At 39.8% G+C, this 24,145-nt stretch carries 25 protein-coding genes; 11 read left to right on the plus strand and 14 right to left on the minus strand.

Features of this window, described 5'->3' with window-relative positions; all coding sequences use genetic code 11:
* Positions 1-235 precede the first annotated feature (235 nt).
* Positions 236-1,606 (minus strand): MATE family efflux transporter, encoded by a 1,371-nt coding sequence (locus tag AAEY97_RS20075; protein ID WP_182744482.1) that lies wholly within the window; start codon positions 1,604-1,606, stop codon positions 236-238.
* Positions 1,607-1,635: 29 nt separating this feature from the next.
* Here AAEY97_RS20075 and AAEY97_RS20080 point away from each other — a divergent pair, with 29 nt between their 5' ends.
* Positions 1,636-2,250, plus strand: coding sequence for a riboflavin synthase subunit alpha (locus tag AAEY97_RS20080; protein ID WP_101088268.1), 615 nt, complete (start codon positions 1,636-1,638; stop codon positions 2,248-2,250).
* Between the two features lie 89 nt (positions 2,251-2,339).
* Here the strand turns inward: AAEY97_RS20080 and AAEY97_RS20085 are convergent, their stop codons facing one another.
* Positions 2,340-2,540, minus strand: a complete 201-nt coding sequence (locus AAEY97_RS20085) for a CPXCG motif-containing cysteine-rich protein (protein WP_101088269.1) — start codon at positions 2,538-2,540, stop codon at positions 2,340-2,342.
* Between the two features lie 496 nt (positions 2,541-3,036).
* Here AAEY97_RS20085 and thrS point away from each other — a divergent pair, with 496 nt between their 5' ends.
* The 5 genes from thrS to AAEY97_RS20110 all read left to right on the plus strand — a co-directional run bounded on the left by thrS (position 3,037) and on the right by AAEY97_RS20110 (position 7,839).
* The gene (gene thrS / locus AAEY97_RS20090) at positions 3,037-4,965 is read left to right on the plus strand and encodes a threonine--tRNA ligase (RefSeq protein WP_162023125.1); all 1,929 of its coding nucleotides are present in this window, start codon (positions 3,037-3,039) and stop codon (positions 4,963-4,965) included.
* A 3-nt stretch (positions 4,966-4,968) separates the two neighbouring features.
* Positions 4,969-5,511 carry a translation initiation factor IF-3 gene (gene infC, locus AAEY97_RS20095; protein WP_081430133.1) on the plus strand — a complete coding sequence of 181 codons (543 nt, stop codon included), beginning with the start codon at positions 4,969-4,971 and terminating at the stop codon, positions 5,509-5,511.
* A gap of 83 nt (positions 5,512-5,594) precedes the next feature.
* Positions 5,595-5,789, plus strand: coding sequence for a 50S ribosomal protein L35 (rpmI, locus tag AAEY97_RS20100; protein WP_011496149.1), 195 nt, complete (start codon positions 5,595-5,597; stop codon positions 5,787-5,789).
* 16 nt (positions 5,790-5,805) lie between these two features.
* The gene (gene rplT, locus AAEY97_RS20105) at positions 5,806-6,165 is read left to right on the plus strand and encodes a 50S ribosomal protein L20 (RefSeq protein ID WP_011637486.1); all 360 of its coding nucleotides are present in this window, start codon (positions 5,806-5,808) and stop codon (positions 6,163-6,165) included.
* A 480-nt stretch (positions 6,166-6,645) separates the two neighbouring features.
* The gene (locus tag AAEY97_RS20110; protein ID WP_182744483.1) at positions 6,646-7,839 is read left to right on the plus strand and encodes an amino acid aminotransferase; all 1,194 of its coding nucleotides are present in this window, start codon (positions 6,646-6,648) and stop codon (positions 7,837-7,839) included.
* Between the two features lie 201 nt (positions 7,840-8,040).
* Here the strand turns inward: AAEY97_RS20110 and yvcK are convergent, their stop codons facing one another.
* Positions 8,041-8,997: a uridine diphosphate-N-acetylglucosamine-binding protein YvcK gene (yvcK, locus tag AAEY97_RS20115; RefSeq protein ID WP_101088272.1), complete on the minus strand. Its 957-nt coding sequence runs from the start codon at positions 8,995-8,997 to the stop codon at positions 8,041-8,043.
* 266 nt (positions 8,998-9,263) lie between these two features.
* Between yvcK and AAEY97_RS20120 the strand changes: the two genes are divergently transcribed.
* Together AAEY97_RS20120 and AAEY97_RS20125 are read left to right on the plus strand one after the other, a co-directional pair.
* The gene (locus tag AAEY97_RS20120) at positions 9,264-10,082 is read left to right on the plus strand and encodes a glucosaminidase domain-containing protein (protein WP_101088273.1); all 819 of its coding nucleotides are present in this window, start codon (positions 9,264-9,266) and stop codon (positions 10,080-10,082) included.
* Positions 10,075-10,728, plus strand: a complete 654-nt coding sequence (locus tag AAEY97_RS20125) for a DUF2987 domain-containing protein (protein ID WP_351001032.1) — start codon at positions 10,075-10,077, stop codon at positions 10,726-10,728. Before AAEY97_RS20120 ends, AAEY97_RS20125 begins: the two co-directional genes overlap by 8 nt.
* Positions 10,729-10,807: 79 nt before the next feature.
* On the opposite strand, the gene ttcA is transcribed toward AAEY97_RS20125, so the two are convergent.
* The 11 genes from ttcA to ccoN form a co-directional block, all read right to left on the minus strand.
* A complete protein-coding gene (gene ttcA, locus AAEY97_RS20130; protein WP_351001035.1) occupies positions 10,808-11,746 on the minus strand; it encodes a tRNA 2-thiocytidine(32) synthetase TtcA in 939 nt (312 codons plus the stop codon).
* Positions 11,747-11,836: 90 nt separating this feature from the next.
* Positions 11,837-12,766 (minus strand): universal stress protein UspE, encoded by a 930-nt coding sequence (gene uspE, locus AAEY97_RS20135; RefSeq protein WP_101088276.1) that lies wholly within the window; start codon positions 12,764-12,766, stop codon positions 11,837-11,839.
* Between the two features lie 98 nt (positions 12,767-12,864).
* Positions 12,865-13,617, minus strand: a complete 753-nt coding sequence (gene etrA, locus AAEY97_RS20140) for an electron transport transcriptional regulator EtrA (RefSeq protein WP_101088277.1) — start codon at positions 13,615-13,617, stop codon at positions 12,865-12,867.
* A 329-nt stretch (positions 13,618-13,946) separates the two neighbouring features.
* Complete coding sequence (locus tag AAEY97_RS20145; protein ID WP_192114923.1) at positions 13,947-14,636, minus strand: urease accessory protein UreH domain-containing protein; 690 nt, start codon at positions 14,634-14,636, stop codon at positions 13,947-13,949.
* A gap of 5 nt (positions 14,637-14,641) precedes the next feature.
* Positions 14,642-14,956, minus strand: a complete 315-nt coding sequence (gene ccoS, locus AAEY97_RS21605; RefSeq protein ID WP_192114922.1) for a cbb3-type cytochrome oxidase assembly protein CcoS — start codon at positions 14,954-14,956, stop codon at positions 14,642-14,644.
* Entirely contained in the window at positions 14,953-17,346 is a 2,394-nt protein-coding gene (locus AAEY97_RS20155) for a heavy metal translocating P-type ATPase (protein WP_192114921.1), read from the minus strand. Before AAEY97_RS20155 ends, ccoS begins: the two co-directional genes overlap by 4 nt.
* A gap of 57 nt (positions 17,347-17,403) precedes the next feature.
* Positions 17,404-17,883: a FixH family protein gene (locus tag AAEY97_RS20160; protein WP_101088281.1), complete on the minus strand. Its 480-nt coding sequence runs from the start codon at positions 17,881-17,883 to the stop codon at positions 17,404-17,406.
* 116 nt (positions 17,884-17,999) lie between these two features.
* On the minus strand, positions 18,000-18,968 hold the full coding sequence (gene ccoP, locus AAEY97_RS20165) for a cytochrome-c oxidase, cbb3-type subunit III (protein WP_192114919.1): 969 nt from the start codon (positions 18,966-18,968) through the stop codon (positions 18,000-18,002).
* Between the two features lie 5 nt (positions 18,969-18,973).
* Positions 18,974-19,150, minus strand: coding sequence for a cbb3-type cytochrome oxidase subunit 3 (locus tag AAEY97_RS20170; protein WP_011637473.1), 177 nt, complete (start codon positions 19,148-19,150; stop codon positions 18,974-18,976).
* Between the two features lie 9 nt (positions 19,151-19,159).
* Positions 19,160-19,786, minus strand: a complete 627-nt coding sequence (gene ccoO, locus AAEY97_RS20175) for a cytochrome-c oxidase, cbb3-type subunit II (RefSeq protein WP_101088282.1) — start codon at positions 19,784-19,786, stop codon at positions 19,160-19,162.
* Positions 19,787-19,798: 12 nt separating this feature from the next.
* On the minus strand, positions 19,799-21,226 hold the full coding sequence (gene ccoN / locus AAEY97_RS20180; RefSeq protein WP_101088283.1) for a cytochrome-c oxidase, cbb3-type subunit I: 1,428 nt from the start codon (positions 21,224-21,226) through the stop codon (positions 19,799-19,801).
* A 270-nt stretch (positions 21,227-21,496) separates the two neighbouring features.
* Here ccoN and AAEY97_RS20185 point away from each other — a divergent pair, with 270 nt between their 5' ends.
* From AAEY97_RS20185 to AAEY97_RS20195, 3 genes are all read left to right on the plus strand, one after another.
* A complete protein-coding gene (locus AAEY97_RS20185; protein ID WP_101088284.1) occupies positions 21,497-21,949 on the plus strand; it encodes a hypothetical protein in 453 nt (150 codons plus the stop codon).
* 454 nt (positions 21,950-22,403) lie between these two features.
* Entirely contained in the window at positions 22,404-22,691 is a 288-nt protein-coding gene (locus tag AAEY97_RS20190) for a hypothetical protein (RefSeq protein ID WP_101088285.1), read from the plus strand.
* A 79-nt stretch (positions 22,692-22,770) separates the two neighbouring features.
* On the plus strand, positions 22,771-24,078 hold the full coding sequence (locus AAEY97_RS20195; RefSeq protein WP_351001043.1) for a tyrosine-type recombinase/integrase: 1,308 nt from the start codon (positions 22,771-22,773) through the stop codon (positions 24,076-24,078).
* The last annotated feature ends 67 nt before the right edge of the window (positions 24,079-24,145 follow it).

Here is a 24,145-nt window from a genome sequence, read left to right on the forward strand (position 1 = left end):
CCGAGTGGACTCGAACCACCGACCCCTACCATGTCAAGGTAGTGCTCTAACCAGCTGAGCTACGGGTGTATTGTTTAACGTTGCACTTTAAAATCTTTTGCTTCGAAGCGGACGCTATCTTAATGGGGATAGGCTGTTGCATGCAAGCAAAAAAAACATTTATATGTCTAAATGGTGATTTGCTGTGCAACTTGATTCAAGCTTAAGCAATGTGAGTCGCTTAAGCTTCAAAAAATCAATTAGATTCGCCAATCTGTTGAAACTCAAATCCTTTCTTTTGAATGTATTTCAATCTAATTGCAAACAAAATTGCTGCCGAAGTTAAGCCAGCAATTAATCCAATCCAAAATCCGTGTGCGCCCATAGGTTCAAAAATAAAATTGGTATAACCTAAAATGTAACCTGTAGTAATACCAATCACCCAATATGAAAACAAGGTGATATAGAAAGCACTTCGAGTATCTTTATAACCACGTAATGCTCCAGCGGCGACTACTTGAATTGAATCTGATATCTGATAAAACGCAGCTAACATCATTAAACTACCAGCTAAAGCGACCACTTCAGGGTTATCGTTATACAACAAGGCGATTTGATGCTTAAAGGTGACGGTTAATAGGGCGGTAAAAATGGCTAGGGTGAATGATAACCATAAACCCACTTTTGCGACTAAAGCCGATATTTCTGGTTGCCCACGGCCAAGGTAATAACCAATTCGTATCGAGACAGCAATACCTATAGATAGTGGCAGCATAAAGACAATTGACGAGAAGTTAAGGGCAATCTGATGGCTTGCAACAACATTAGCGCCTAATGGAGCTAAAAATAACGCGATAATAGCAAACAGGCTGACCTCAAAAAATAATGCCATCGCAATTGGCATACCCAATTTAGTCATAGACCACATACTGGCTAAATGAGGACGGTAAAAATGCTTAAATGGCGCGAGCTGTTTAAATGTTTTATCAACTAACATGTAAATAATCATCGCAACTAACATGGCCCAAAAGACTAATGCAGTTGCAACACCACAACCAGCACCGCCCATTGCAGGAATACCAAAACCACCATAAATAAACACGTAATTAGCGGGTATATTGACTGCTAACCCAATGAAGCCTATCACCATTGTCGGCATGGTATAAGAAATCCCCTCACTGCAACCGCGTAATACTTGATACAACACGAAGGCTGGGGCACCCCACAAAATGGCATCTATGTAACCTACTGTTAATAAATGCAGTTTTGGCTCTAAATGCATAAAGTCGAGCAAATATGTTGAAGATGCGAGAAATAACATCACCCCAATACCACCTATTATGGCAATATAACCCGCCTGAAAAATGAGTGATGGAATGATTTGTTGATTATTAGCCCCATGATGCTGTGAAAATACAGGGGTAAAGGACATTAACAAGCCTTGAACAAATAAGATTGCAGGTAACCACAGACTGGTGCCAACAGCAACGGCAGCCATATCTACTGCACTCACTCTACCAGCCATCACTGTGTCAATAAAACCCATCATGGTTTGAGTCACTTGAGCTATCAGCACAGGAAGCGCTAATTTTATCAAGCGTGAAATTTGAAAACCTGTATTATTCATTAAAAAACCTATAACGGAACGAGAGAATTATGTTTACTGGTATAGTTCAAGCCACTTGTGAAGTGGTATCGATTAACAATGCTGCAGGTCTTAAAACCTTTGAAGTTGCAATGACACCACCGTTAACCCAAGGATTAGTGACAGGTGCTAGCGTAGCTAATAATGGGGTTTGCCTTACCGTAACCAAGATACTAAATGATAAGGTTTTTTTTGATGTAATGGAAGAAACATTAGCCGTAACTAACCTAGGTAATACCAGTGTCGGTGACATGGTTAATATTGAGCGCTCGTTAACGTTTGGAACTGAGATCGGTGGGCATATTTTATCTGGCCATGTACATACTCTGGCCACGGTTAAGGCTGTCAGTAACACCGACGAGCATTACAATATTGAATTACAGGTTGACTCACAATGGATGAACTACATCTTTTATAAAGGATTTGTGGGAATAAACGGTTGTAGCTTAACGGTAGGTAAAGTCAGTGACAGTGGTTTTGTACTGCATTTAATTCCAGAAACCTTAAAGTTAACTAATTTGAATCATTATAACGTTGGCGACAAGATTAATATCGAAATAGACAGTCAAACACAGGTTATTGTTGATACTGTGGAGCGAATTCTTGCTAAAAAGCAACTCGCCTAATCACCCAACATAATCACCCAACATAATCACCTAAAATAATTATCTATATTAACTTGCCTGCTTTGAAGATTAAGCAGGCGAGCTAGGCATTAATAAATTTGTTCATCGTCAGAATCGATATGAAGTTCAATTGTTCGGCGGTTATCATCTAGGTGCATTCGAATGTGTATTGGATTACAACAAATACGGCAGTCGTCGTAATATTCTTGATCTCCAGAACTTGCATCTAAAGTGACATATTGATGATGCCCGCAATGCGGGCAACAAATGGCACGCGAAAGTAATCTCATTGCTAGTACTCCTCACTGACTCATTTCAGTAAGTATAGTGAGCATTTTATATTTTGGGTCATCCCTAAGCATGATTTAGATACAAATCAATATTATTCACTCAAAACTAAGATTAAAGTCTATTTTTATGGTTTTTTGTTTAATAATCAGTATTTAATGTAATCAATATATTTAATTTTTACTAAATAGTCATTTTTATAACAACAAACACCCTCTAAATGCAAGACACAATAAAGGTGGGCTAAAGTCATATTCACTGCTGACCAATACAGTCATCTTAACCAATGAATGTTGTTGAATACCTCATATATTGCAGTTATTCATCGCACCATGGTTGCGCAATAATCCGCTTATCACATAGAATAGAGACTTGCGTTTTTGGGTAACTAAGACTCCTGTACTGTCTTGATTTCATTAGCGTGCTCTCGTTCAAAAAGAACATACTTAATTACCATGTGGCCCTACGTGTGGGTCACCACTGGAAAAGGAATTTTTAATGCCTATTATTACATTGCCTGATGGCAGCAAACGTGAGTTTGCCAATCCTGTATCGACTCTTGATGTTGCATTAGACATCGGCCCTGGTTTAGCAAAAGCGTGTATTGCTGGCCGCGTAAACGGTGAATTAAAAGATGCAACTGACTTAATCACTGCAGACTCAGAGTTAGCTATCATCACGGCCAAAGACGAAGAGGGTGTTGAAATCCTTCGCCATTCTTGTGCGCATTTATTAGGTCACGCGATCAAACAAATGTGGCCTGAAACCAAAATGGCAATCGGCCCGGTTATCGACAACGGATTTTATTACGACATCGACTTAGATCATAAGCTGACGCATGAGGATATAGAAGCCTTAGAAAAGCGTATGCTTTCGTTAGCTAAAACTAACTACGATGTGGTCAAAAAAGTTGTATCTTGGCAAGACGCTCGTGATGCTTTTAGCGAACGCGGTGAAGAATACAAAATAGCTATTTTAGATGAAAACATCAGTAAAGACGCAACACCAGCGCTTTATCACCACGAAGAATACATCGACATGTGTCGTGGTCCACATGTGCCAAACATGCGTTTTTGTCAAAACTTTAAGTTAATGAGCGTTGCTGGTGCGTATTGGCGTGGTAACTCTGATAACAAAATGCTGCAACGTATATACGGCACAGCATGGGCTGACAAAAAAGCCCTTAAAACGCATTTAGTGCGTTTAGAAGAAGCGGCTAAGCGTGATCACCGTAAAATTGGTAAGCAACTAGATTTGTACCATATGCAAGAAGAAGCACCAGGAATGGTGTTTTGGCATAACGATGGTTGGAGCATATTTTTAGAACTTGAGAAATTCATTCGTCAAAAGTTAGGTCAATACACTTATCAAGAAGTGAAAGGCCCTCTAATGATGGACCGGGTTTTATGGGAACGTTCTGGCCACTGGGATAAATACGCAGAAGCCATGTTCACCACTAACAGCGAAAACCGTGAATACGCGATTAAGCCAATGAACTGTCCAGGTCATGTACAGATTTTCAACCAAGGGTTAAAATCTTATCGCGACTTACCATTACGTATGGCAGAGTTTGGTTGTTGTCATCGTAACGAACCATCAGGTTCACTTCATGGTCTTATGCGTGTACGTGGCTTTACTCAAGACGACGCTCATGTATTTTGTACTGATGATCAAGTGCAAGATGAAGTCAGTGCATGTATCCAAATGGTATACGACACATACGCTACATTTGGTTTCGATAATATCGTGGTTAAACTGTCAACTCGCCCTGAAAAGCGTATTGGTGATGACGATATGTGGGACCGAGCTGAAGACGCTTTAAAGCAAGCTCTTGCCAATAATAATATTAAATATGAAATATTACCGGGTGAAGGCGCTTTTTATGGTCCAAAAATCGAATTTACTTTGCATGACTGTTTAGATCGTGCGTGGCAATGTGGTACAGTACAACTCGATTATGCATTACCGACTCGTTTGGGTGCCACTTATGTCGCAGAAGACAACAGTCGCCAGACGCCAGTAATGATCCATCGTGCTATTTTAGGTTCTTTAGAACGTTTCATAGGTATATTGATAGAAGAATACGCAGGTAAATTTCCAACATGGCTTGCTCCAATGCAAGTTGTTGTAATGAACATTACCGATAAACAAGCTGATTATGTTGAAGAAATCGTTAAATTCTTCAAAGAACAGGGTATTCGAGCATCTTTTGACTTGAGGAATGAGAAAATAGGCTTTAAAATACGCGAACACACCCTAAGACGTGTGCCTTATTTATTGGTCGTTGGTGATCAAGAAATGGAAAATAAGGAAGTAGCGGTGCGTACGCGTGACGGTATCGATTTAGGCAAGTTAAAACTAGAAGATTTCGCCGCGATGATACGTCAACAGATTTCGCTCCGTAGTCTCAAATTGTTGGAGGAATAGGTCATAAAGATCAAAAGAACAGCAGGGCGACAGCCAGCCCCTAATAGAATCAATGATGAAATCACTGGTGTACCTGAAGTCCGTTTATCAGGTTTAGATGGTGAGCCAATTGGTATATTAAGTATAAAAGAAGCTCAGAACGTTGCAGATGAAGCCGGAGTTGATCTTGTAGAGATCAGTCCCAATGCTGAGCCACCTGTCTGTCGCATAATGGACTACGGTAAGTTCCTTTTTGATAAAGCGAAAGCTCAAAAAGAACAAAAGAAGAAGCAGAAACAGGTCCAGGTTAAGGAAATTAAATTCCGTCCTGGCACTGATGAAAACGACTATCAGGTAAAACTACGCAACCTGATTCGTTTTCTAGAAGATGGTGACAAAGCGAAAATTACGCTGCGTTTCCGTGGTCGCGAAATGGCACACCAAAACCTAGGTATGGATCTTTTGAACCGTATCAAGGCTGATTTGGAAGAGTATGCGGTTGTTGAATCTTTCCCGAAAATGGAAGGTCGACAAGCAATTATGGTGCTAGCACCTAAAAAGAAATAGTAGGGCAACCCTAAAGTAGCAAAAGTCTCTTGAGGCTTTTGCTCGCCTTACGTTTATTAACGTCCCAATGCGGAGTTTTAGAAATGCCTAAAATGAAAACAGACAAGGGTGTAGCGAAGCGTTTTAAGAAAACCGCTAATGGTTTCAAGCGCAAGCAAGCACACTTACGTCACATTTTGACCAAGAAAAGCACTAAGCGTAAGCGTCACTTACGTGCTAAATGTTTAGTTGCTAAATCTGACGTTCCAGCAATCGCGCGTCAACTACCATACGCTTAATTTAGGAGTTTAGAAAATGCCAAGAGTTAAGCGTGGTGTAACCGCACGTGCTCGTCACAAGAAAGTTTTAAAATTAGCTAAAGGTTATTATGGCGCTCGTAGCCGTACTTACCGTGTTGCTGTTCAGGCAGTAACTAAAGCTGGTCAATATGCTTACCGTGACCGTCGTCAGAAAAAACGTCAATTCCGTCAGTTATGGATTGCACGTATTAATGCAGCGTCTCGTCAAAATGGTCTGTCTTACAGCCGTTTCATTAACGGCTTGAAAAAGGCGTCTATTGAAATCGATCGTAAGATTTTGGCTGACATCGCTGTTTTCGACAAAGTTGTTTTTGCAACTTTAGTTGAAAAAGCAAAAGAAGCGTTAACTAAGTAATTAGTTTAGTCGCTTTAAAAAGAGGAACCTTCGGGTTCCTTTTTTTATATCCGTTAAACGACAAGATGGACTTAATAAAGTCCTCGCAATTCTATAACTGTTTTTTTGTAATGTAATATTAACTACAGAACAAGATATTGTCTGATAGTCATCCATATCATATCGAAACTTTCATTTTACTATCTTCTGACAGAAGTAACGCTAAATCACTTAGCGATTAAAAATGAATCTAACGTTACTCACCAAATAAAAAGCAATTAGCAGTCAGAATAGTGTTCCCTGTTCTGGCAGGGAGATAATACTAATAGCAGGAAGTGACAGGATAACTAACGAAATAACCATTATCGTGTACATAAATTTGAGGAATGTTCACTTTATCATAAAATTATCTCAACTATTAAAAATCTCACTACTCACTGTCGGCATACAATGGTATAACTAAACAAAATTAGTCTCTTCACCTCACTTAGGATAGTTGTAATGATCTTTTCTCAAGTCACGCTTGCGCCAGCAGACCCGATCTTAGGCTTAACAGATGCTTTCAAAGCAGATACTCGCTCACACAAAGTCAACTTAGGTGTCGGCATTTATAAAGATGAAGCAGGGCAAACGCCGATATTATCTTCTGTAAAAAAAGCTGAAGCTATTTTACTTGAAACCGAAAAGACCAAGAATTACCTCGGTATTGAAGGTGTACAAGCTTACAATCAAGTGGTTCAAGAATTACTCTTTGGGCCTGAGAGCCAAATTATATCGGATAAACGAGCTGTAACAGCTCAAGCACCCGGTGGAACAGGGGCATTACGGGTTGCATCAGAGTTTCTAGTCCGAAATACCAAGTCAACAACCATTTGGGTTAGTAATCCTACTTGGGCTAATCACCAGAATATTTTTGAAACCGCAGGATTAACCGTTAAAGAATACCGTTATTACAAAGCTGAAACACACGATATGGATTTCGATTCAATGTTAGTTGATTTAGCCAATGCGGATGCCGGTGATGTGGTTTTACTTCATGGTTGCTGTCATAACCCAACGGGTATCGATTTATCGATTGAACAATGGACACTCGTCGCCAAGGTTTGTTTAGAAAAATCATTGTTACCGTTATTTGATTTTGCTTACCAAGGTTTTGGTGCTGGTCTAGATGAAGATGCACAAGGTCTACGTACAGTTGCTGCTGTAGTACCAGAGTTATTAATTGCAAACTCTTTTTCTAAAAACTTCGGTTTATATAACGAACGCGTTGGTGCGGTAACCATCGTTGCTGAAAATCAAGATGATGCAGTAAAAAGCTTTAGCCAAATTAAAAAAACTATCCGCGCAAATTATTCTAATCCTCCGGCACATGGCGGATTGATTGTAAGTACCATTTTAGCGGATGCTGCACTGCGCCAAGAATGGGAAATAGAATTGACGCTAATGCGTGAACGCATTGCTGAAATGCGCAGTTTATTTGTCGAAAGTCTAAAAGCTGAAGGTGTCGAACAAGATTTCAGCTTCATCTCTCGTCAAAACGGTATGTTTAGTTTTTCTGGTCTGAACAAAAGCCAAGTTGCTCGTTTAAAAGATGAGTTCGCTATTTACATTGTCGGTTCTGGTCGTATTAGTGTAGCTGGGTTAACGAAAAATAATATCCCAGCGGTGTGTAAAGCCATAGCTCAAGTGATTTAGTCTTAGCTATTGGGATATAAAAATGGCTGCATTATGCAGCCATTTTTGTGTTGACCATTTCATATTTCACAAAGTTGCACGTTAGCCAAATGTTTAACTCCATCAAATCACTTCTGCGAGCAGTATGCTCCATCAACAGAATTCATAACGAATATTAAACACCATGAGCTTCGATATGACTATAGCCAATATCGATAAGTTTTATGTCATATTGCAATGACGGTATTCAGCCAAATCAATCGGCTTAAGGTGTAAGTCACAAACTTGGCTAATCGCTTCTGCTAATGCTGTTTTGTCATGTAACCCTGGATGATGTTGGCTGATTAATGGAAAGTGATTAAAACGAACACCGTTAATGTTGGAATGAGACAACTTAATTTCATTTCCATGCTGAATAACATCAGCAATCACTTCTTTGCCTATTACCTGGTTAAACCAAGCAATTTTATCTTCAATACTAAACGTGCTTGCAGGTGAATACTCAGCGGTTAAATTATCAATTAACATAACATGTGCGTTCGACTCACGAATGCTCTTGGCTATTTGTGGCAGCAATAAAGGTGGCAGTATACTGGTTAAAAAACTCCCTGGGCCGATAATAATTAAATCAGCATTTGCTAGTGCACTACATGCCTCTAATGTCGCTTCAACTTCAGGTTCTAATGATAATGCAATCGGCGCTTCCTTCATGCCATCGACATTAAGTTCACCAAACACTTTATTACCACAGTGGGTTAGTGCCACAAGATGAGTAGAAGCTTCCGACATTGGAATAATTTGTGTCTCAATTTTAAGTAAGCCACGAATTAAGTTAACCGCTTCAAGTGGTCTTACACAAAGTTGATCAAGTGCGTGTAATACGACGTTACCTAAATTATGCCCCGAAAGTTCATTGTCACCCGTAAAACGATGATCAAATAACATTGAACCTAACGATGGACGATGTGCAAGATGGGAAAGACAATTACGTAAATCCCCCCAAGCAATAGTTTGTTGATCTTGCCTAAGCCTACCAGTAGAACCACCATTATCAGTCGTTGCAACAATTCCCGTTAATCTCGGACCTAAAAAAGATAATGAGGCAAGAATTCTGCCTAATCCATGCCCGCCACCGATGGCTACCACATGATGATAATTATTGAACTTTTGATTCAACATAATGTGTTCTCAAATCCTTGAGTTGTTGAATAAGACGATTCACAGTCATAAATGACTGCCCCGTAAACACGTATAATGATTTTAACTGGATATGGTCATTAAAGTGTAATTAATTTTAGTTTTTGTAGACGCTGACTTAACGTATCGTGATCAATAACGGACAAGCACAGACTCTACAAAAGTGGTTTACTGTATCCTATCGTTTATTAAGGTTATAATTAGCGTGATTTATAAGTTGAAATGAATTTTTGATAAGGCAGGTACTGTTGAAGATAGGCAATGTGGGTCAAGTGACTTTTGCGTTAGGCTTAGCCGTTGTTGCTTTGTTGGCGATGCGACTCTTTATTTTTCCTAATACTAGCCAGATATCTGTAGCACCTGGTGAACGTCAGCTGAATAATATTGATCTAGGTAAGGTGCCGTTATTTGCTGAAATAGAAGATATTGCCACTAAAAAGCAAATATTTTTTGATTTTTTACGTCCGGCCATTGAAGCACAAAATCAGATTATTATTCACGATCGTCAATTTTTACTGGCTGTTATTGAGCAAATTGATAATGGCTTAGGACTAAGTGAAAATGATAGTGATAGGCTAACAACCATTCTTGAAAAATATCAATATGATGTTAAAGCAATTACTCGCATAACCTTAATGCCATTATTAAAGCGTATCGATATTATTCCGGTTGATATGGTATTAGTTCAAGCTGCCAATGAAAGCGGTTGGGGCAGTTCACGTTTTGCTGTCGACGGGTTTAACTTCTTTGGTCAATGGTGTTTTATTGAAGGCTGTGGTTTAGTGCCATTAGCGCGAGCTGATGGAAAAATCCATGAGGTTGCAGTATTTGATTCACCCAAAGATTCCATTATTGCTTACATGATCAATTTAAACACCAATTCCGCGTATCGTTTATTTCGTTCTATTCGTGCCGATTTACGGGCTCAAAAAGTTAAACCAACAGCCGAGAAATTGGTTTATGGGTTAATGAATTATTCAGAACGAAAAGATGAGTACATTGATGAACTCCTCGAAATGCTTAAACACAATAAGCCATATTTACAAGGGAACAAAGCTAATGCGTAATCGTACGCTACTTAACGGATTTATTTTTATATCGACTATTTTTATAGTGAATAGCAGTTTTGCTGAAACGGTTTCTTTAGAGTACAACGGCTTTTATGATCGATTAAAGCAAGTGAATAAGCAAAACTATCCTTTAGTTGAGCTAGCCTTTAGTGTTCCTATCACACCTGATTGCATCATAGTGTCAGGCAGTATTACCACTGAAAAAGAACAGTTCCCGTTAACATATACCAAACAACAACGTTTATTTATTCCTTACGATCCACAGCTGAAATCAGACCGCGGCTTAGTCAATATTAATGTGGTGGGTGATGCAGCACAGTGTGGGATTGCCATGCAAGTTCGCGCTAAAGAAACGAAACAACATTTTACTCAAACAGAACTATTAGCATTAACCGATGACATGAATAAATTACTTGATGGATTACAAGGTTTTCCGATGAAGTATTTTAGAAAACCGATTAATGGACTCACGTTTGAGTTTGCTGAAATACAAGCAGATGGCATAACAGTTAAGGTTGTTGTTGATAAAGTAGAATCAATAGCTGACGAAAAATACACTTTAACACTCGAACAAATCAATCAGATAAAAAACATTTCATTTACCCACAAACCCAGTGTTGTGAGTCCTCTCGTAACCCAGTAGTCTGAACTCGGGATAAATAATAAAAGAAAGGCGTTGATATCAACGCCTTTTGTTTATCTATTAACAGCTAGTCTATTTATTATGGCTTAAATGTCGCCACCACATCGATTCGATTACTAATGTCTAAATTGATGTGACCATTATTACTGATATCGACAAAATCAAAAGCAGGTAAGTCGGCATCAGCTACGTCACCAGTATTTACGGCATCTGGGTTACGCTTTAATGATTTAAAATCAAAATGTTCGCGATCAACACCTTGTGATGGTGAGGTATTTTGCATTGCAGTAAAAATAGTTTCAATACGCCCAGGATGTTGCTTATCCCACATTTGTAACATGTCTTTAACTGCGCCACGTTTTAAATTTTCTTGTGAGCCACATAAGTTACAAGGAATAATAGGAAATGATTTTAGGGTCGAATATTCTTCAATATCTTTCTCACGGCAATAGGCCAATGGACGAATGACCATATTGGCGCCGTCATCAGACAATAGTTTAGGCGGCATGGCTTTTTGTTTGCCAGCATAAAACATATTCAAAAACATGGTTTCAATAATATCGTCGCGATGATGACCTAAAGCAATTTTTGTGGCGCCAATATGTTGGGCAAATCCATAAAGAGTACCACGACGTAAACGAGAGCAAAGTGAACATGTCGTTTTGCCTTCAGGTATCTTTTCTTTAACGATAGAGTAGGTATCTTTTTCGAGAATATGATAAGCCACGCCTAACTTATCTAAGTAAGCAGGCAGCACATGCTCAGGAAAACCTGGTTGCTTTTGGTCTAGGTTAACGGCCACAATTTCAAATTTGATAGGGGCACGTTGTTGAAGGGTTAATAAAATATCCAGCATGGTGTAGCTGTCTTTGCCGCCGGAAACGCAGCACATAACACGATCACCATCTTCGATCATATTGTAGTCTGCAATGGCTGAACCGACTTCATGTCGTAGACGCTTTTGCAGTTTATTCATACGAGTAATATTTTGTTTAGCGATTGTATCAACTTCAGACATAAAAATGCGCCCAGTAACCAAGTGTTTCAGGGCGCGTATTATTCCAGTATTCGAGGTCAGGGTAAAGTAGTTAACCTATTCTATTGGAGACTAATCTTCTAAAGGTGATTTATACCCATCAGGTTTAATCGCTAACAAATCGCAATTAATGCTGTCGATGACATGTTCAGCAGTATTACCAATTAATGCCGCTGAAAAACCAGTGCGACCAACTGTACCAAGGACCACTAATTCTGCATCTAATTTTGTCGCCATTTCTGGAATCACATCTTCAGGCAAACCTTCTTCAACATGGCAATTTTCAAGCGGAATATTATAGGCTTGAGCTAAATATTGTACTCGTTGCTCATGTTGCATCCGCACTGTGTTGTTATACACATTGGCATCAAAGTCGGGTAATTCAATGGCTAAATTTACTGGCGTACCAGGGTAACCATTGACTAAATGAACACTAGCAGAGAATTTTTTGGCTAAATCGAGTGCATGATTAATGATTTTGCCATTAAGCGTTTGATGATCTTCATCTTCACTCACCACATTAACCGCACAAACAATTTTTCCAGCCACTGGCCAATCGTGTTCTTTGACTAATAAAACAGGAACAGGAGATTTACGCATTAAATGCCAATCTGTAGGTGTAAAAATTACAGCTTTTAATTTGTCGTGTACGTGGGTGCTTTTAACAATTAAATCATAATTGCCTTTCATCGCATGATTAATCACACTTTCGAAAGGGCGGTTATGCCACACAACTTCGGTATTAATTTTTATATTGAATTTACTAAAACCATCTATGGCATTTTCTAACCAAGCGACACGTTGATCAATAACACCTTGGCGCATCGCTTCACGTTCTTGACTGGACAAAATTGAAGTCATTTCATATGAGAAGTCAAAAATGGATAAAAATGCAGTTATCTCTGCCTGACTTTTTGACGCTAATTCAACAGCACGTGCCAATGCGGGTTGATGATCCGTTGTAGGATTAATCACCACTAATATCTTTTTATAATCCTTCATATAACCTCCAAAGCTGTTGAGTTCTTATTTACATTACCTATTGATAGTATTACCGTTTGCTAATAAATAAACTTTGAGATAGATCATATATATCAAATTTAAGTGGCGATGCGAGCATTTCCAGCAAGGGTACTTAACGATGAGTGATCGATAATAGAAATATACTTACCCTTAACCTCAATTAAACCAGACTTTTGAAACCGACCTAATAAACGGCTAATTGTCTCAACTGTTAAGCCTAAATAGTTGCCGATATCACCACGAGTCATTGTCAGACGAAATTCATGAGGCGAGAAACCTCTATTACCAAAGCGATTAGCGAGGTTATTGATAAATGCAGCTAAACGTTCTTCAGCATTTTTCTTTGAAAGCAATAGGATCATCTCTTGATCACTCATAATTTCATTGCTCATTAAACGCATAATTTGCTGGCGTAGCTTAGGCATAGATCCAGATAAATCATCTAAAGTTTCATAGGGGATTTCACAGACCATTGAGGTTTCTAAGGCTTGGGCGAAGCTTTGATGACGTTGTGCATGAATACCATCAAAACCAATGACGTCACCCGCCAAATGGAATCCAGTAATTTGCTCATCACCTTGCTCAGTAATGGTATAACTTTTGATTGTACCGGAGCGAATTGCATACAATGACTTAAGCACGTCACCGGACTTAAAGATAAGGTCACCTTTTTGAATGGGTTTTTTACGTTCAATAATGCTGTCGAGTTTATCAAGCTCATCATTGTTTAACGTAAAAGGGATACACAGGGCTTCCATACTGCAGTCGTGACAATGAATGGCGCAACCGGTAGTAGATGGACGTCGAGCTTTAATCAAATCTGAAGGCATACCCAATCTCAATTTATGAAGACGTTACTATGTTATACCATTCTGCATTAATAAGGTACTCTTCAACATCAGAGTCGCACTTACTATATGAAGAGAATGGACGCTGCAATCATCGCATTTTAAATCACAGTTGTAACTCACTTCGTTTCAACACATTGTAGATACCAAAGTTTGTCAGTAAAATGTATTTAAAAATGATTCTACATACTTAACAGCTTAACTTATAACCATTGATTTTAAAGATAAAAATCTTTAGATCAATATCTGTTAAGCCGCTTAAAAATAGCCTCTAGCTTAACGACAATAAATGCATATTTGACCGTTATAAACTAGTTTAGTTGATTAAAAGCGATGTAAAGCGTTTGCAATCCAAATAACACTAAAAGCCCGCCACTGAATAATCTTACTGCCCGTTTTTGTACCCATTGAGCCAAGGTTTTAGCGGCTAATCCTGCAGCGAATAGAGCAGGTAAAGTCCCTAAACCAAATGCAAACATAATTAAGCCACCTTGTAATGCACTACCAGATGCAACTGACCAAGTTAATGTACTGTACACAAGGCCGCAGGGGAGCCAACCCCATACCATACCAGCCATAACAGCTTGCAATGGATGAGTAATAGGTATGAATTTACGCGTCAGCGGTTGTAAATATCGCCACAATATTTTGCCGACTTTTTCAATGTGTACAATGCCAAACCATATCTGAGCAATATAAAGCCCGGTAAGAATCATCATGGTGCCAGCAACAATTCGCAAAAAAATTAAATAACTATCAACATCAAATAAATGACCAAGGGCTGAGACACTGCCACCGACAATCGCACCCGCTACTGTGTAACTAAAAATACGTCCAAAATTGTAGCCAAACAAAAATGTGAGTTGCGTGCCTAAGCGGGTCTGGCCATTGGTGGGTATATTGGCTGAAAAAGCGCCAATTAATCCACCGCACATGCCAAAACAATGTGCAGCGCCCATTAAACCAACAATAAATGCACCACCAACATTATATTCAATCACTGGGTTTACTCTGGTTTAGTGTGAGTAGTAGATGAAGCAGCAGAACCAACTGTATTTTGTTGGGCAACATCGGTAGTAGCAGAACGGTTAATTGGAGAGCTGTTAATTGGAAAATCATTAATTGCAGAGCTGTCGTTAGCAGAGTCGGCTTTAGCACTGCTGTTTTTGTTCATGCTGTTTTCGTCTTCATCGAATAAAATAGACACGCTTTGTCTATCTAAATCATCAAATTGCTCAGACTTTACTGCCCAAAAGAAAATAGAGACTGCTATCAATACAAACAACATCGCAATAGGTATTAATACGTAAATGATACTCATAACTTTATCCTAAGAAGGCGTAAGCTGTTGCTCACCACAATAAGTGAACTGACAGACATGCCAATCGCAGCAATATAAGGAGCAACATGCCCAGTAACTGCCAATGGCAAAATAATCATGTTATAAGCAAAAGCCCATAACAAATTTTGATGAATTATTCGCTGGGCTTGCTTAGCGACAAAGATAGCATCATTAAAACGTGATAAGTGATCGCCCAGTAAAATTAAGTCGGCACTGTTTTTAGCAATAGCACTGCCGCTTCCCATCGCAACAGACAAGTTTGCTCCGGCGAGCACTGGCGCGTCATTAATACCATCGCCAAACATAGCCACATTGGCCTGTTGTTGTAATTGATTCACTAACGCTAACTTATCTTGCGGCGATAAACCTGAATGCACATCAGAAATACCAAGTTTACTTGCTAAAAACTCAACATGACCCGAATTATCGCCACTGGCAATACTGAGTGTTATGTTAGCCGCCTTTAATGTATTTACGGTGGCTAAACTATCAACTCTTAGCTCATCTAGCATTTCAATTTTAGCGACCAAATTATTATCGATGGAAAGATAAATCCACTGACTTTCTATTGCCTTCGAAGCCGCTATATTTACCTCTGGGGTAACAAATTGTACCGTACCAATACAAACTTGCTGTTGGCCGATACTGGCGCGAATACCCAATCCAATATGATGGTCAACATTTTCAACAAAGTGTTTATTATCAAAAAAAGGCTTAAATGCTAATGCGATGGGGTGTAAAGAGCCTTGTTCAATTGCAGCAGCCATCGATAGGACTTGCTCTGAAGAATATTTGCCAAAGGTTTGTACTTCACCAATCGATAAATGGCCACAGGTTAAGGTTCCCGTTTTATCAAACACCACATGATTAATTTTAGTGAGTTTTTCGAAAACTCCGGCCTTGCGCGGAATCACGCCTAACTTGGTAAAAATAGCCGTCGCACATGTCACTGCTGTCGGCGTAGCAAGGGCGAGGGCACACGGACAAGTGGCAACTAATACCGACAAGGTGATCCAAAAGGCATCATCAGGAGAAATAAATAACCAAACACAATAAGTTATTGCTGCTATCGATAATATGGTCGCGGAAAAGTATCGAGCTAAACGGTCGGCCACCAAAGCGATGGCCGGTTTGTTGTTTGATGCAAGTTCTTGTAAGCGAATAATTTCAGCCACTAGCTGATCTTGACCTAACGCAGTGACTTTTAATTCAAGAGGTTGTTCTACATTAATGGTTCCAGCATAGACAGTATCAGATACCTGTTTGCCTATTGGCATTTGTTCACCGGTTAACATCGCTTCGTTGACGCTTGATAGGCCTGCAACCACCTCAGCATCTGCTGCAATCACCTCACCAGGTTTGACCAAAATAATATCGCCAATGACTAGCTGTTTAGCAGCGATCTCTGTAATTTCGCCGTCACGGTATAAATGTGCGGTCAAAGGGACCAGTTTATGTAAATTACTCGAACTGACGGAGGCTTTTTGTCTGGCTGTTTGTTCAAAATAACGGCCAAGTAATAAGAAGAAGGTAAACATGGATACTGATTCAAAATACACTTCGCCATTGGCCTGAATTGTCGCGACACAGCTGGCGACATAAGCACCTAAAATCGCGATGGAGACAGAGACATCCATATTAAGCTTGCCACTTAATAGACTACGAAGCGCACTGAAATAAAAGGGTTGCGCAGAATACAATACCACTGGAGTAGCAAAAATTAAGCTAACCCAACGAAAATAATCCCGAAACTCAACATCTAGGTCGGTAAAGTATCCAGTGTATAAGGCGAGGGCAAACATCATCACCTGCATGGTGGCAAAACCTGCAAGTCCTAGGCGGAGTAAAAATTTACGACTGTCTGCTTTTGATTGTTTTTCTTGCTCATCAACTTGGTAGGGCGCAGCTTGATAGCCAATTTTACTGATAATCTGCAAAATTTCGCTGAGCTGAATAATTTGACTATCCCAACTCACTAACGCGCGTTGTGTGGTTGAGTTAACCAACACATTAGTGACTCCAGCAATAGGTTTGAGTTTATGTTCAATTAACCACGCACAAGCAGCGCAGGTAATACCGTCGATAGACAAAGAGGTTGAATCAATAGCACCTTGTTTATGAACAAAGTCTTGTTGAACTTCAGGTAAATCATAAGCACTGTACTGCGATAATTGCTCAGGGATCAAAGCAGTTTGACGATTGCCTGGCTCACTACGAAATTGATAATAGCTGCTTAAGCCAGCATCCATAATCGCTTGTGAAACCGCCTGACAACCTGGGCAACACATAGGTTGTGGTTGCCCATTAATCACGGTTGTAAACTGTTCACCCGTTAGCACCGGCTCATTGCAATGAAAGCAAGATGTCATCTATTTATACCAGCTTAATTAAATATGTCATCATTCAAAGACTTAATGGATTTACTATTAATTTAGCCAATATTCAACGTCATCTTTAATATCAATACGTTGTTGTATACGCCATTTAGCATCAAAGCCTTCTATGCGCACTTCCCAAGGGCCGGTAATCGCAGCATCTAATGGGATGTGATAAACATAATTAGCATCGGCAGTTGCATTAAGGCTGAAATCTTTTTCTTCAATCGTTGGATGATAAAACTGAACATTCAATGCCGCACGATATTCAGGACCGCCTTGTTGAGTAATTTTTAATTCTTGATCGGCAACGGTAACTAAAAATTTCATCCCAATCTGTTGAGCGTACTTTATCTTACGCAAATCCATGTTAATGGCTTTGCCTTGTTTATAATAATCTTCAGCAACTAATGAGTCAGAATTATCTAAAGCAATCTTTAATGTAGTTAAACTAGCGATAACCGCACACATTGGCAAAATGATTAAAAACCAAGGCCAAAACTGTTTATACCAAGGGAGTTGATCCGACATAATTCGTCCTAAAATGGTGGTAATAATTCGGGGGCTATTTTACCCCTTAATGGCTTAATAATCACTTAAAAAAAAGGCCTCGATAATATCGAGGCCTAGATGTTACTTATAAGTAACTATTTGTTTGATAAGCTATAAACATAAGCTGTAATGACATGGACTTTCTCTTCACCAAGAATGTCTTTCCATGCTGGCATAACCGCTACTCGGCCATTAATGATAGATTCAGCAATCACACCGCGGCTGCCGCCGTATAACCAAACATTATCAGTCAGGTTAGGCGAACCCATGAACTTGTTGCCTTTTGCATCCATACCATGGCATGCAAAACAACCTTTCATAAATGAACCTTGACCTTGAGCAGCTAACGCTTCGTCATGTTCGCCACCAGATAGTTTAATCACGTATTCAGCTAGACCTTTAATCTCGCTGTCTTCGATAGGTAAACCACCTTTTGGAGGCATCATGCCGTTACGACCGTTCATCAGAGTAGTTTTAATAGTGGCTAAATCACCACCATATAACCAATCGTCATCGGTAAGGTTAGGGAAGCCTTTAGAACCGCGAGCGTCAGAGCCATGGCACTGTGAGCAGTTTTGTAAAAACAAACGTCCGCCCACCTTCAATGCTTCAGGATCCTTCACTAACTCTTCTAACGGTGTCGCTAAATAAGCCGCAAAAATTGGACCGTATTTTTCTTCAGCGTGTGCCACTTCGCGGTCATACTGAGATAAACGGTTTTCCGATTTTGCTGCTTCAAGCGCTGCAGCTGAGTCAGCTTTAATGCCATTTTCAGTACCAATACTTTGGTTTGAACTTGTCCAACCAAACAGACCTTTGTAGTTACCTAGGCCTGGATATAGAGCTAAATAGATCACACCGAATACGATGGTTAAATAGAACATGTACGCCCACCACTTTGGTAGTGGGTTGTTCAGTTCTTCAATACCATCAAAACTGTGGCCCATTGATTTACCTTCTTCTACACCGGTGTAATTATTATTAACCAGTTTAAGAAGGATAAAACAACCAGCAATGACCACAATCGTCAGTACAGAAATCCAAATGCTCCAGAAGTTACTCATAATCATTACTTCTGATCTCCCGAGTCTTTTGACATTTTTGCAAGTTCATCTTCTGTAAACACCAAGTTAGCCGCTTCGTCAAATTTTGACTTGCTATGCTTACTGTATGCCCAGAAGAAAATCCCTACAAAAGTCACCATAACAACTATGGTTAAAATACCTTGAAAAGTACCGTAATCCATTATTGCCTCCTATTTGAGTGCGTGACCCAAAGATTGCAAATAAGCGATCAGCGCCTGCATTTCTGTCTTGCCTTCAACCGCTTTTTTAGCGCCAGCAACTTCTTCATCAGTGTAAAGATCATTACCTTTGTAACCGCCTTTGTGCAGATTACGTAGAATAGTCATCTTGTCACCAGTGAGTTCGCCGTCTAGCTTATTTTCAGCTAACCAAGGGAAACCAGGCATGTTTGACTGTGGTACAACGTCACGAGGATTAAGCAAATGCACTTCGTGCCACCTATCACTGTAACGTCCGCCAACACGGGCTAAATCAGGACCAGTACGCTTAGAACCCCATTGAAAAGGGTGATCCCAAACAGACTCGCCAGCAACAGAATAATGACCATAACGTTCTGTTTCAGCACGTAAAGGACGGATCATTTGGCTGTGACAGTTGTAACAACCTTCACGAACATAAATGTCACGACCTTCAATCTGCAAAGCAGTGTAAGGAATAAGACCTTCAACGGCTTCAGTAGTGTCTTTCTGAAATATCAGTGGTGTAATCTGCACCAAACCACCAAAACTAATGGCGATGACAGTGAAGATAGCAAGCAGGCCGACATTCTTTTCAATTAATTCATGATTAAATTTCATCGAATCTGCTCCTTAAGCTTCTGCAATAGCAGGTAATGAATCTTTAGACGCTTTAACGGTACGAATAACGTTATAGGCCATAATGAACATACCAGTTAAGAAGAAACAACCACCAATAAAGCGTACAAAGTAGAATGGGTACGAGGCTTCTAAACTCTCAACGAAACTATAAGTTAGTGTTCCATCAGAGTTAACCGCACGCCACATAAGACCTTGCATAACACCAGAAATCCACATACTAACGATATATAAAACAGTACCGATAGTCGCTAACCAGAAATGGACGTTAACCAGCTTCATGCTGTACATACGACCATGACCAAATAGCACTGGAATTAAGTGATATAAAGAACCAATAGACACCATTGCCACCCAGCCTAGCGCGCCAGAGTGAACGTGACCAATAGTCCAGTCAGTATAATGAGATAATGCATTAACTGTTTTGATTGCCATCATTGGGCCTTCGAAGGTAGACATACCGTAGAAAGACAATGAAACAACTAAGAAACGTAATACAGGGTCTGTACGCAGCTTATGCCACGCACCAGACAAGGTCATAATACCGTTAATCATACCGCCCCAAGAAGGTGCGAATAGAATTAATGACATTACCATGCCTAATGACTGAGTCCAGTCAGGAAGGGCAGTGTAATGTAAGTGGTGAGGACCGGCCCAAATGTATAACGCAATCAACGCCCAAAAATGGACAATGGATAAACGGTACGAATACACTGGGCGACCAGCTTGCTTAGGCACGAAGTAATACATCATCCCCAAGAAACCAGCAGTAAGTAAGAAGCCTACCGCATTATGACCGTACCACCACTGAACCATCGCATCGACTGCACCGGAGTACAGAGAGTAAGACTTAAATAAGCTTACTGGTACCGCCATTGAGTTAACAATGTGAAGTACTGCAACAGTAATGATAAAGGCACCAAAGAACCAGTTGGCCACATAAATGTGGGACGTCGTTCGTTTAGCGATTGTGCCAAAGAATACAATTGCATAGCTAATCCAAATAATCGCAATCGCGATATCGATAGGCCATTCTAATTCTGCATATTCTTTGCCTTGGGTAAAACCCATTGGTAAAGTGATAGCAGCTGCAATAATAACGGCTTGCCAACCCCAGAACGTAAATGCGGCCAATTTGGGCGCAAAAAGACGGATTTGACAAGTGCGTTGCACAACATAGTAGGATGTAGCGAAAAGAGCTGATGTTCCGAACGCGAAAATCACCGCATTGGTGTGTAATGGTCGTAAACGACTATACGTTAACCAAGGAGTGTCGAAGTTCAGTTGTGGCCAGATTAACTGAGCCGCAATCAATACACCCACTGACATGCCAAAGATTCCCCACAAAACTGTGGTTAGTGCAAATTGGCGGACAATAGTGTAGTTGTAATCAGCGCCTGTAGACTGGGAATGGTTCATCATAATGCTTCCACGGCTTATTACTTATACTTTTAATATTTAGTAAAGCGAACTTTACCAGTTAGATTAACATGTGGTCATAAAACCAGCTGTTTAATGCTGTTTTTAATGCCATATGTCAAGGTGTTACCTCATGTTAATTCTCTCTATCATGAGACGGTGTAATGATACTTGAGCTAAGTCAAAAAAGATACTTACCAAAAGGCATCAAAGTTGATCTAGATCAATCTGTGAAAGATAATGTTACTAACTCAACTATAAAGGTTAAAAATTGTGCACAAACTTGTCCGAATTATCATTTTAAATATTTTGTTAATGTTTTTAGTAGCCTGTGACAAACCACAAACACAAGAACACGCTAATTTAGTCATCGATAAAACGTTATGTCAGTTTTCTGTTGGGGAATGTTACAAAAAGGTGGCCGACTTGCAAGTCGGTTTACTGATTGACCCCATCAATACCCCAAGCGAAAAACCGTTAATAGTTACGCTTTCCAGTAATCAAAAGATCACTAATATTTCAATGAGAATAGAAGGTCGCGACATGTTCATGGGTATTATCCCAGTTTCATTGTCCGAAATAAAAGATAATGTCTATCAAGGTCCAGTTATTTTTGGCTCATGCAGCAGTAATTATATGGTGTGGCGCGTATTTGTCTCATTTGATTACCAACAACAACCACGTACACTAATGTATGATTTCTTAGCCGATAACGATAACAACTAACGATAACAACTAACGTTATCGCTAACTTATATATGCAGATGACTATACCTTTGTGGGCTAGGGCAGAGGTAATTTAATGGCTTTAGGTATTTCATTTCACTATAGCAAAGGTCTTAAATAGGCCTATTTAATAGTCATTATGGTTAGTTTCAGTGTCATTCCGTCAAAAACTTCACTCCTACTGTGTATATTTCATTTCACTTCGAATCTTATGACTAGTACTGGCATCATATTGCATTAATGCTCAACAGCACTTGTCGATTAAACATTTTAAGTGAGCCTTTATATGCGCTTATATATGATCAACAGCACAGAAGTGGTTAGAACAGCGACAATGCAATTGATAACTATTCTCATTAATGTATTATTAAGCTACAGCATTCATCTTTTCAGGGTGAGTAGGGAATAGAGCAATAACGTTATGAAAAAGAGTAGCGTGAAATAAGGAGCACACATGAACAGAATAAATGTGTCTATCGATGCAGATAAAGTGGCCCAATTAATCAAAGCAGGTCATTTATGTGCTGCAGACTTACAGTGCCTAGACAGGGCAAGTAAACAAACGGTTTGGCAATTGTGTTTATGGAGCTGCCAAAAAAGGTCTACATGTCACAACAAGCAATGCCAGCAGGCGTGCAAGCCAATAACAGCAGTAGATTATTGTATGCAGCAGTTAATAACAGACCAAGATATTGCAGTATCAACATATCCAAGACTCATCATTAAAAATCGCTACGATTGATGCCGATAAATAACATTATCGGCATCAAGCAAAAAATAGTATAATAAGGCAATATAATCAATAACCTAGACTTATTCATATGACCTACAATATCATTGATGAACTGCCACCAGTATTACCACTATTTGATGCTGCAGAGCATGTTTTACAAGGTAATGCATCCGTTAATCAGTACATTACCCGAATTTCAATAGATAAAGTGGCCGATGCAGGGCTCATCATAGAGCACTGTGCCGATTGGTTATTTGAGCAAAAGCAGTCTGAAAACAACTATAAAGCCTACCGCAGCGAGTTAACCACATTTCTTCATTGGTGTTTTGACGTCGTCGCATTATCGCCAATTGCGGTAACGCGTAAAGACATCGCCAAATACATCGATTACTGCCAATCGCCGCCACAAACACTAATAGGCTATTTCAATGTAGCGCAATTCAAACTCGATAAAGCCACTGGGGAGCGTTCGCCAAACCCACAATGGCGGCCGTTTATTGGTAAAAAACACCTCGGAAAATGCCTACCATATCAACTGAGTGATAATGCATTGAAGACTAAAATAGCAATATTATCCTCATTTTATGGCTATCTAATTAGCGAAGAATACACCGAGCGAAACCCAGCTCAGTTATGGCTTAAACACAGCCGATTCTCCATTAAACGTAAATTTACCATCGACGAAGACAACAACCATCATGCGTTTACAGAGCTACAATGGTCGTATGTTATTAGCACCGTAAGCCAATTAGCAGACACTCAACCAGAGCAGCATCAACGCAGTTTATTCCTCATCACACTATTATATAGCTGCTACTTACGCATATCGGAAATAAGTGCACGCGCAGGTTATGCGCCCATCATGAGCCAGTTCAGACAAGATCCACATTCTGGTATCTGGTATTTTCACGTACCGTTTTCTAAAAGCGGCAAAGCTCGTAATATTGCTATATCAAAAGCGTTGCTGGCTGGACTAGTTGATTATCGACGTTATCTGCGCCTCAGTGATTTACCCAACATCAACGATCAACATCCTATATTTGTCCGACATAAAGCAGCAGCCCATGGACGTGAATCTGGTGTCATCAATGCCAATCTTGGTATTCGCCACATACGTGACGAAATAGACAAACTGATTAACTTAGCTGCAGACAATGCCGCTAAAGATGGTTTTGATCACGACAGCCAACTTATGCGAAAACTCAGTGCGCATAATATTCGTCACACTGGGATCACGCATGACATCAATATCAACCGACGCCCATTGTCACATGTCCAGGCCGATGCCGGTCATGAGAGCATCGACACCACATCACAGTATTTACACACCACACAAACTGAACGACATCAAAGTGCATTCAACAAACCATTAAATCATATTGCTGAGATTAAATAATTGGCAGGCACAAGCCGTAAATAGTTAAAGCATGCAATCTAAGCACGATGCTAAACAACACATTAAG

The sequence above is a fragment of the Shewanella sp. TB7-MNA-CIBAN-0143 genome, from assembly GCF_040310065.1.
Lineage (GTDB): Bacteria > Pseudomonadota > Gammaproteobacteria > Enterobacterales > Shewanellaceae > Shewanella.

Excerpts from the sequence above, each read along its gene's own strand:
- AAEY97_RS20195 (WP_351001043.1), top strand. The coding sequence starts at position 22,771 with ATGACCTACAATATCATTGATGAACTGCCACCAGTATTACCACTATTT.
- thrS (WP_162023125.1), top strand. The coding sequence starts at position 3,037 with ATGCCTATTATTACATTGCCTGATGGCAGCAAACGTGAGTTTGCCAAT.
- AAEY97_RS20110 (WP_182744483.1), top strand. The coding sequence starts at position 6,646 with ATGATCTTTTCTCAAGTCACGCTTGCGCCAGCAGACCCGATCTTAGGC.
- rplT (WP_011637486.1), top strand. The coding sequence starts at position 5,806 with ATGCCAAGAGTTAAGCGTGGTGTAACCGCACGTGCTCGTCACAAGAAA.
- ccoP (WP_192114919.1), bottom strand. The coding sequence starts at position 18,968 with ATGAGTAACTTCTGGAGCATTTGGATTTCTGTACTGACGATTGTGGTC.
- uspE (WP_101088276.1), bottom strand. The coding sequence starts at position 12,766 with ATGAAGGATTATAAAAAGATATTAGTGGTGATTAATCCTACAACGGAT.
- ccoS (WP_192114922.1), bottom strand. The coding sequence starts at position 14,956 with ATGAGTATCATTTACGTATTAATACCTATTGCGATGTTGTTTGTATTG.
- AAEY97_RS20075 (WP_182744482.1), bottom strand. The coding sequence starts at position 1,606 with ATGAATAATACAGGTTTTCAAATTTCACGCTTGATAAAATTAGCGCTT.
- AAEY97_RS20170 (WP_011637473.1), bottom strand. The coding sequence starts at position 19,150 with ATGGATTACGGTACTTTTCAAGGTATTTTAACCATAGTTGTTATGGTG.
- etrA (WP_101088277.1), bottom strand. The coding sequence starts at position 13,617 with ATGCCTTCAGATTTGATTAAAGCTCGACGTCCATCTACTACCGGTTGC.
- AAEY97_RS20125 (WP_351001032.1), top strand. The coding sequence starts at position 10,075 with ATGCGTAATCGTACGCTACTTAACGGATTTATTTTTATATCGACTATT.
- ttcA (WP_351001035.1), bottom strand. The coding sequence starts at position 11,746 with ATGTCTGAAGTTGATACAATCGCTAAACAAAATATTACTCGTATGAAT.
- ccoO (WP_101088282.1), bottom strand. The coding sequence starts at position 19,786 with ATGAAATTTAATCATGAATTAATTGAAAAGAATGTCGGCCTGCTTGCT.
- AAEY97_RS20080 (WP_101088268.1), top strand. The coding sequence starts at position 1,636 with ATGTTTACTGGTATAGTTCAAGCCACTTGTGAAGTGGTATCGATTAAC.
- rpmI (WP_011496149.1), top strand. The coding sequence starts at position 5,595 with ATGCCTAAAATGAAAACAGACAAGGGTGTAGCGAAGCGTTTTAAGAAA.
- AAEY97_RS20190 (WP_101088285.1), top strand. The coding sequence starts at position 22,404 with ATGAACAGAATAAATGTGTCTATCGATGCAGATAAAGTGGCCCAATTA.
- ccoN (WP_101088283.1), bottom strand. The coding sequence starts at position 21,226 with ATGATGAACCATTCCCAGTCTACAGGCGCTGATTACAACTACACTATT.
- AAEY97_RS20160 (WP_101088281.1), bottom strand. The coding sequence starts at position 17,883 with ATGTCGGATCAACTCCCTTGGTATAAACAGTTTTGGCCTTGGTTTTTA.
- AAEY97_RS20155 (WP_192114921.1), bottom strand. The coding sequence starts at position 17,346 with ATGACATCTTGCTTTCATTGCAATGAGCCGGTGCTAACGGGTGAACAG.
- AAEY97_RS20085 (WP_101088269.1), bottom strand. The coding sequence starts at position 2,540 with ATGAGATTACTTTCGCGTGCCATTTGTTGCCCGCATTGCGGGCATCAT.
- yvcK (WP_101088272.1), bottom strand. The coding sequence starts at position 8,997 with ATGTTGAATCAAAAGTTCAATAATTATCATCATGTGGTAGCCATCGGT.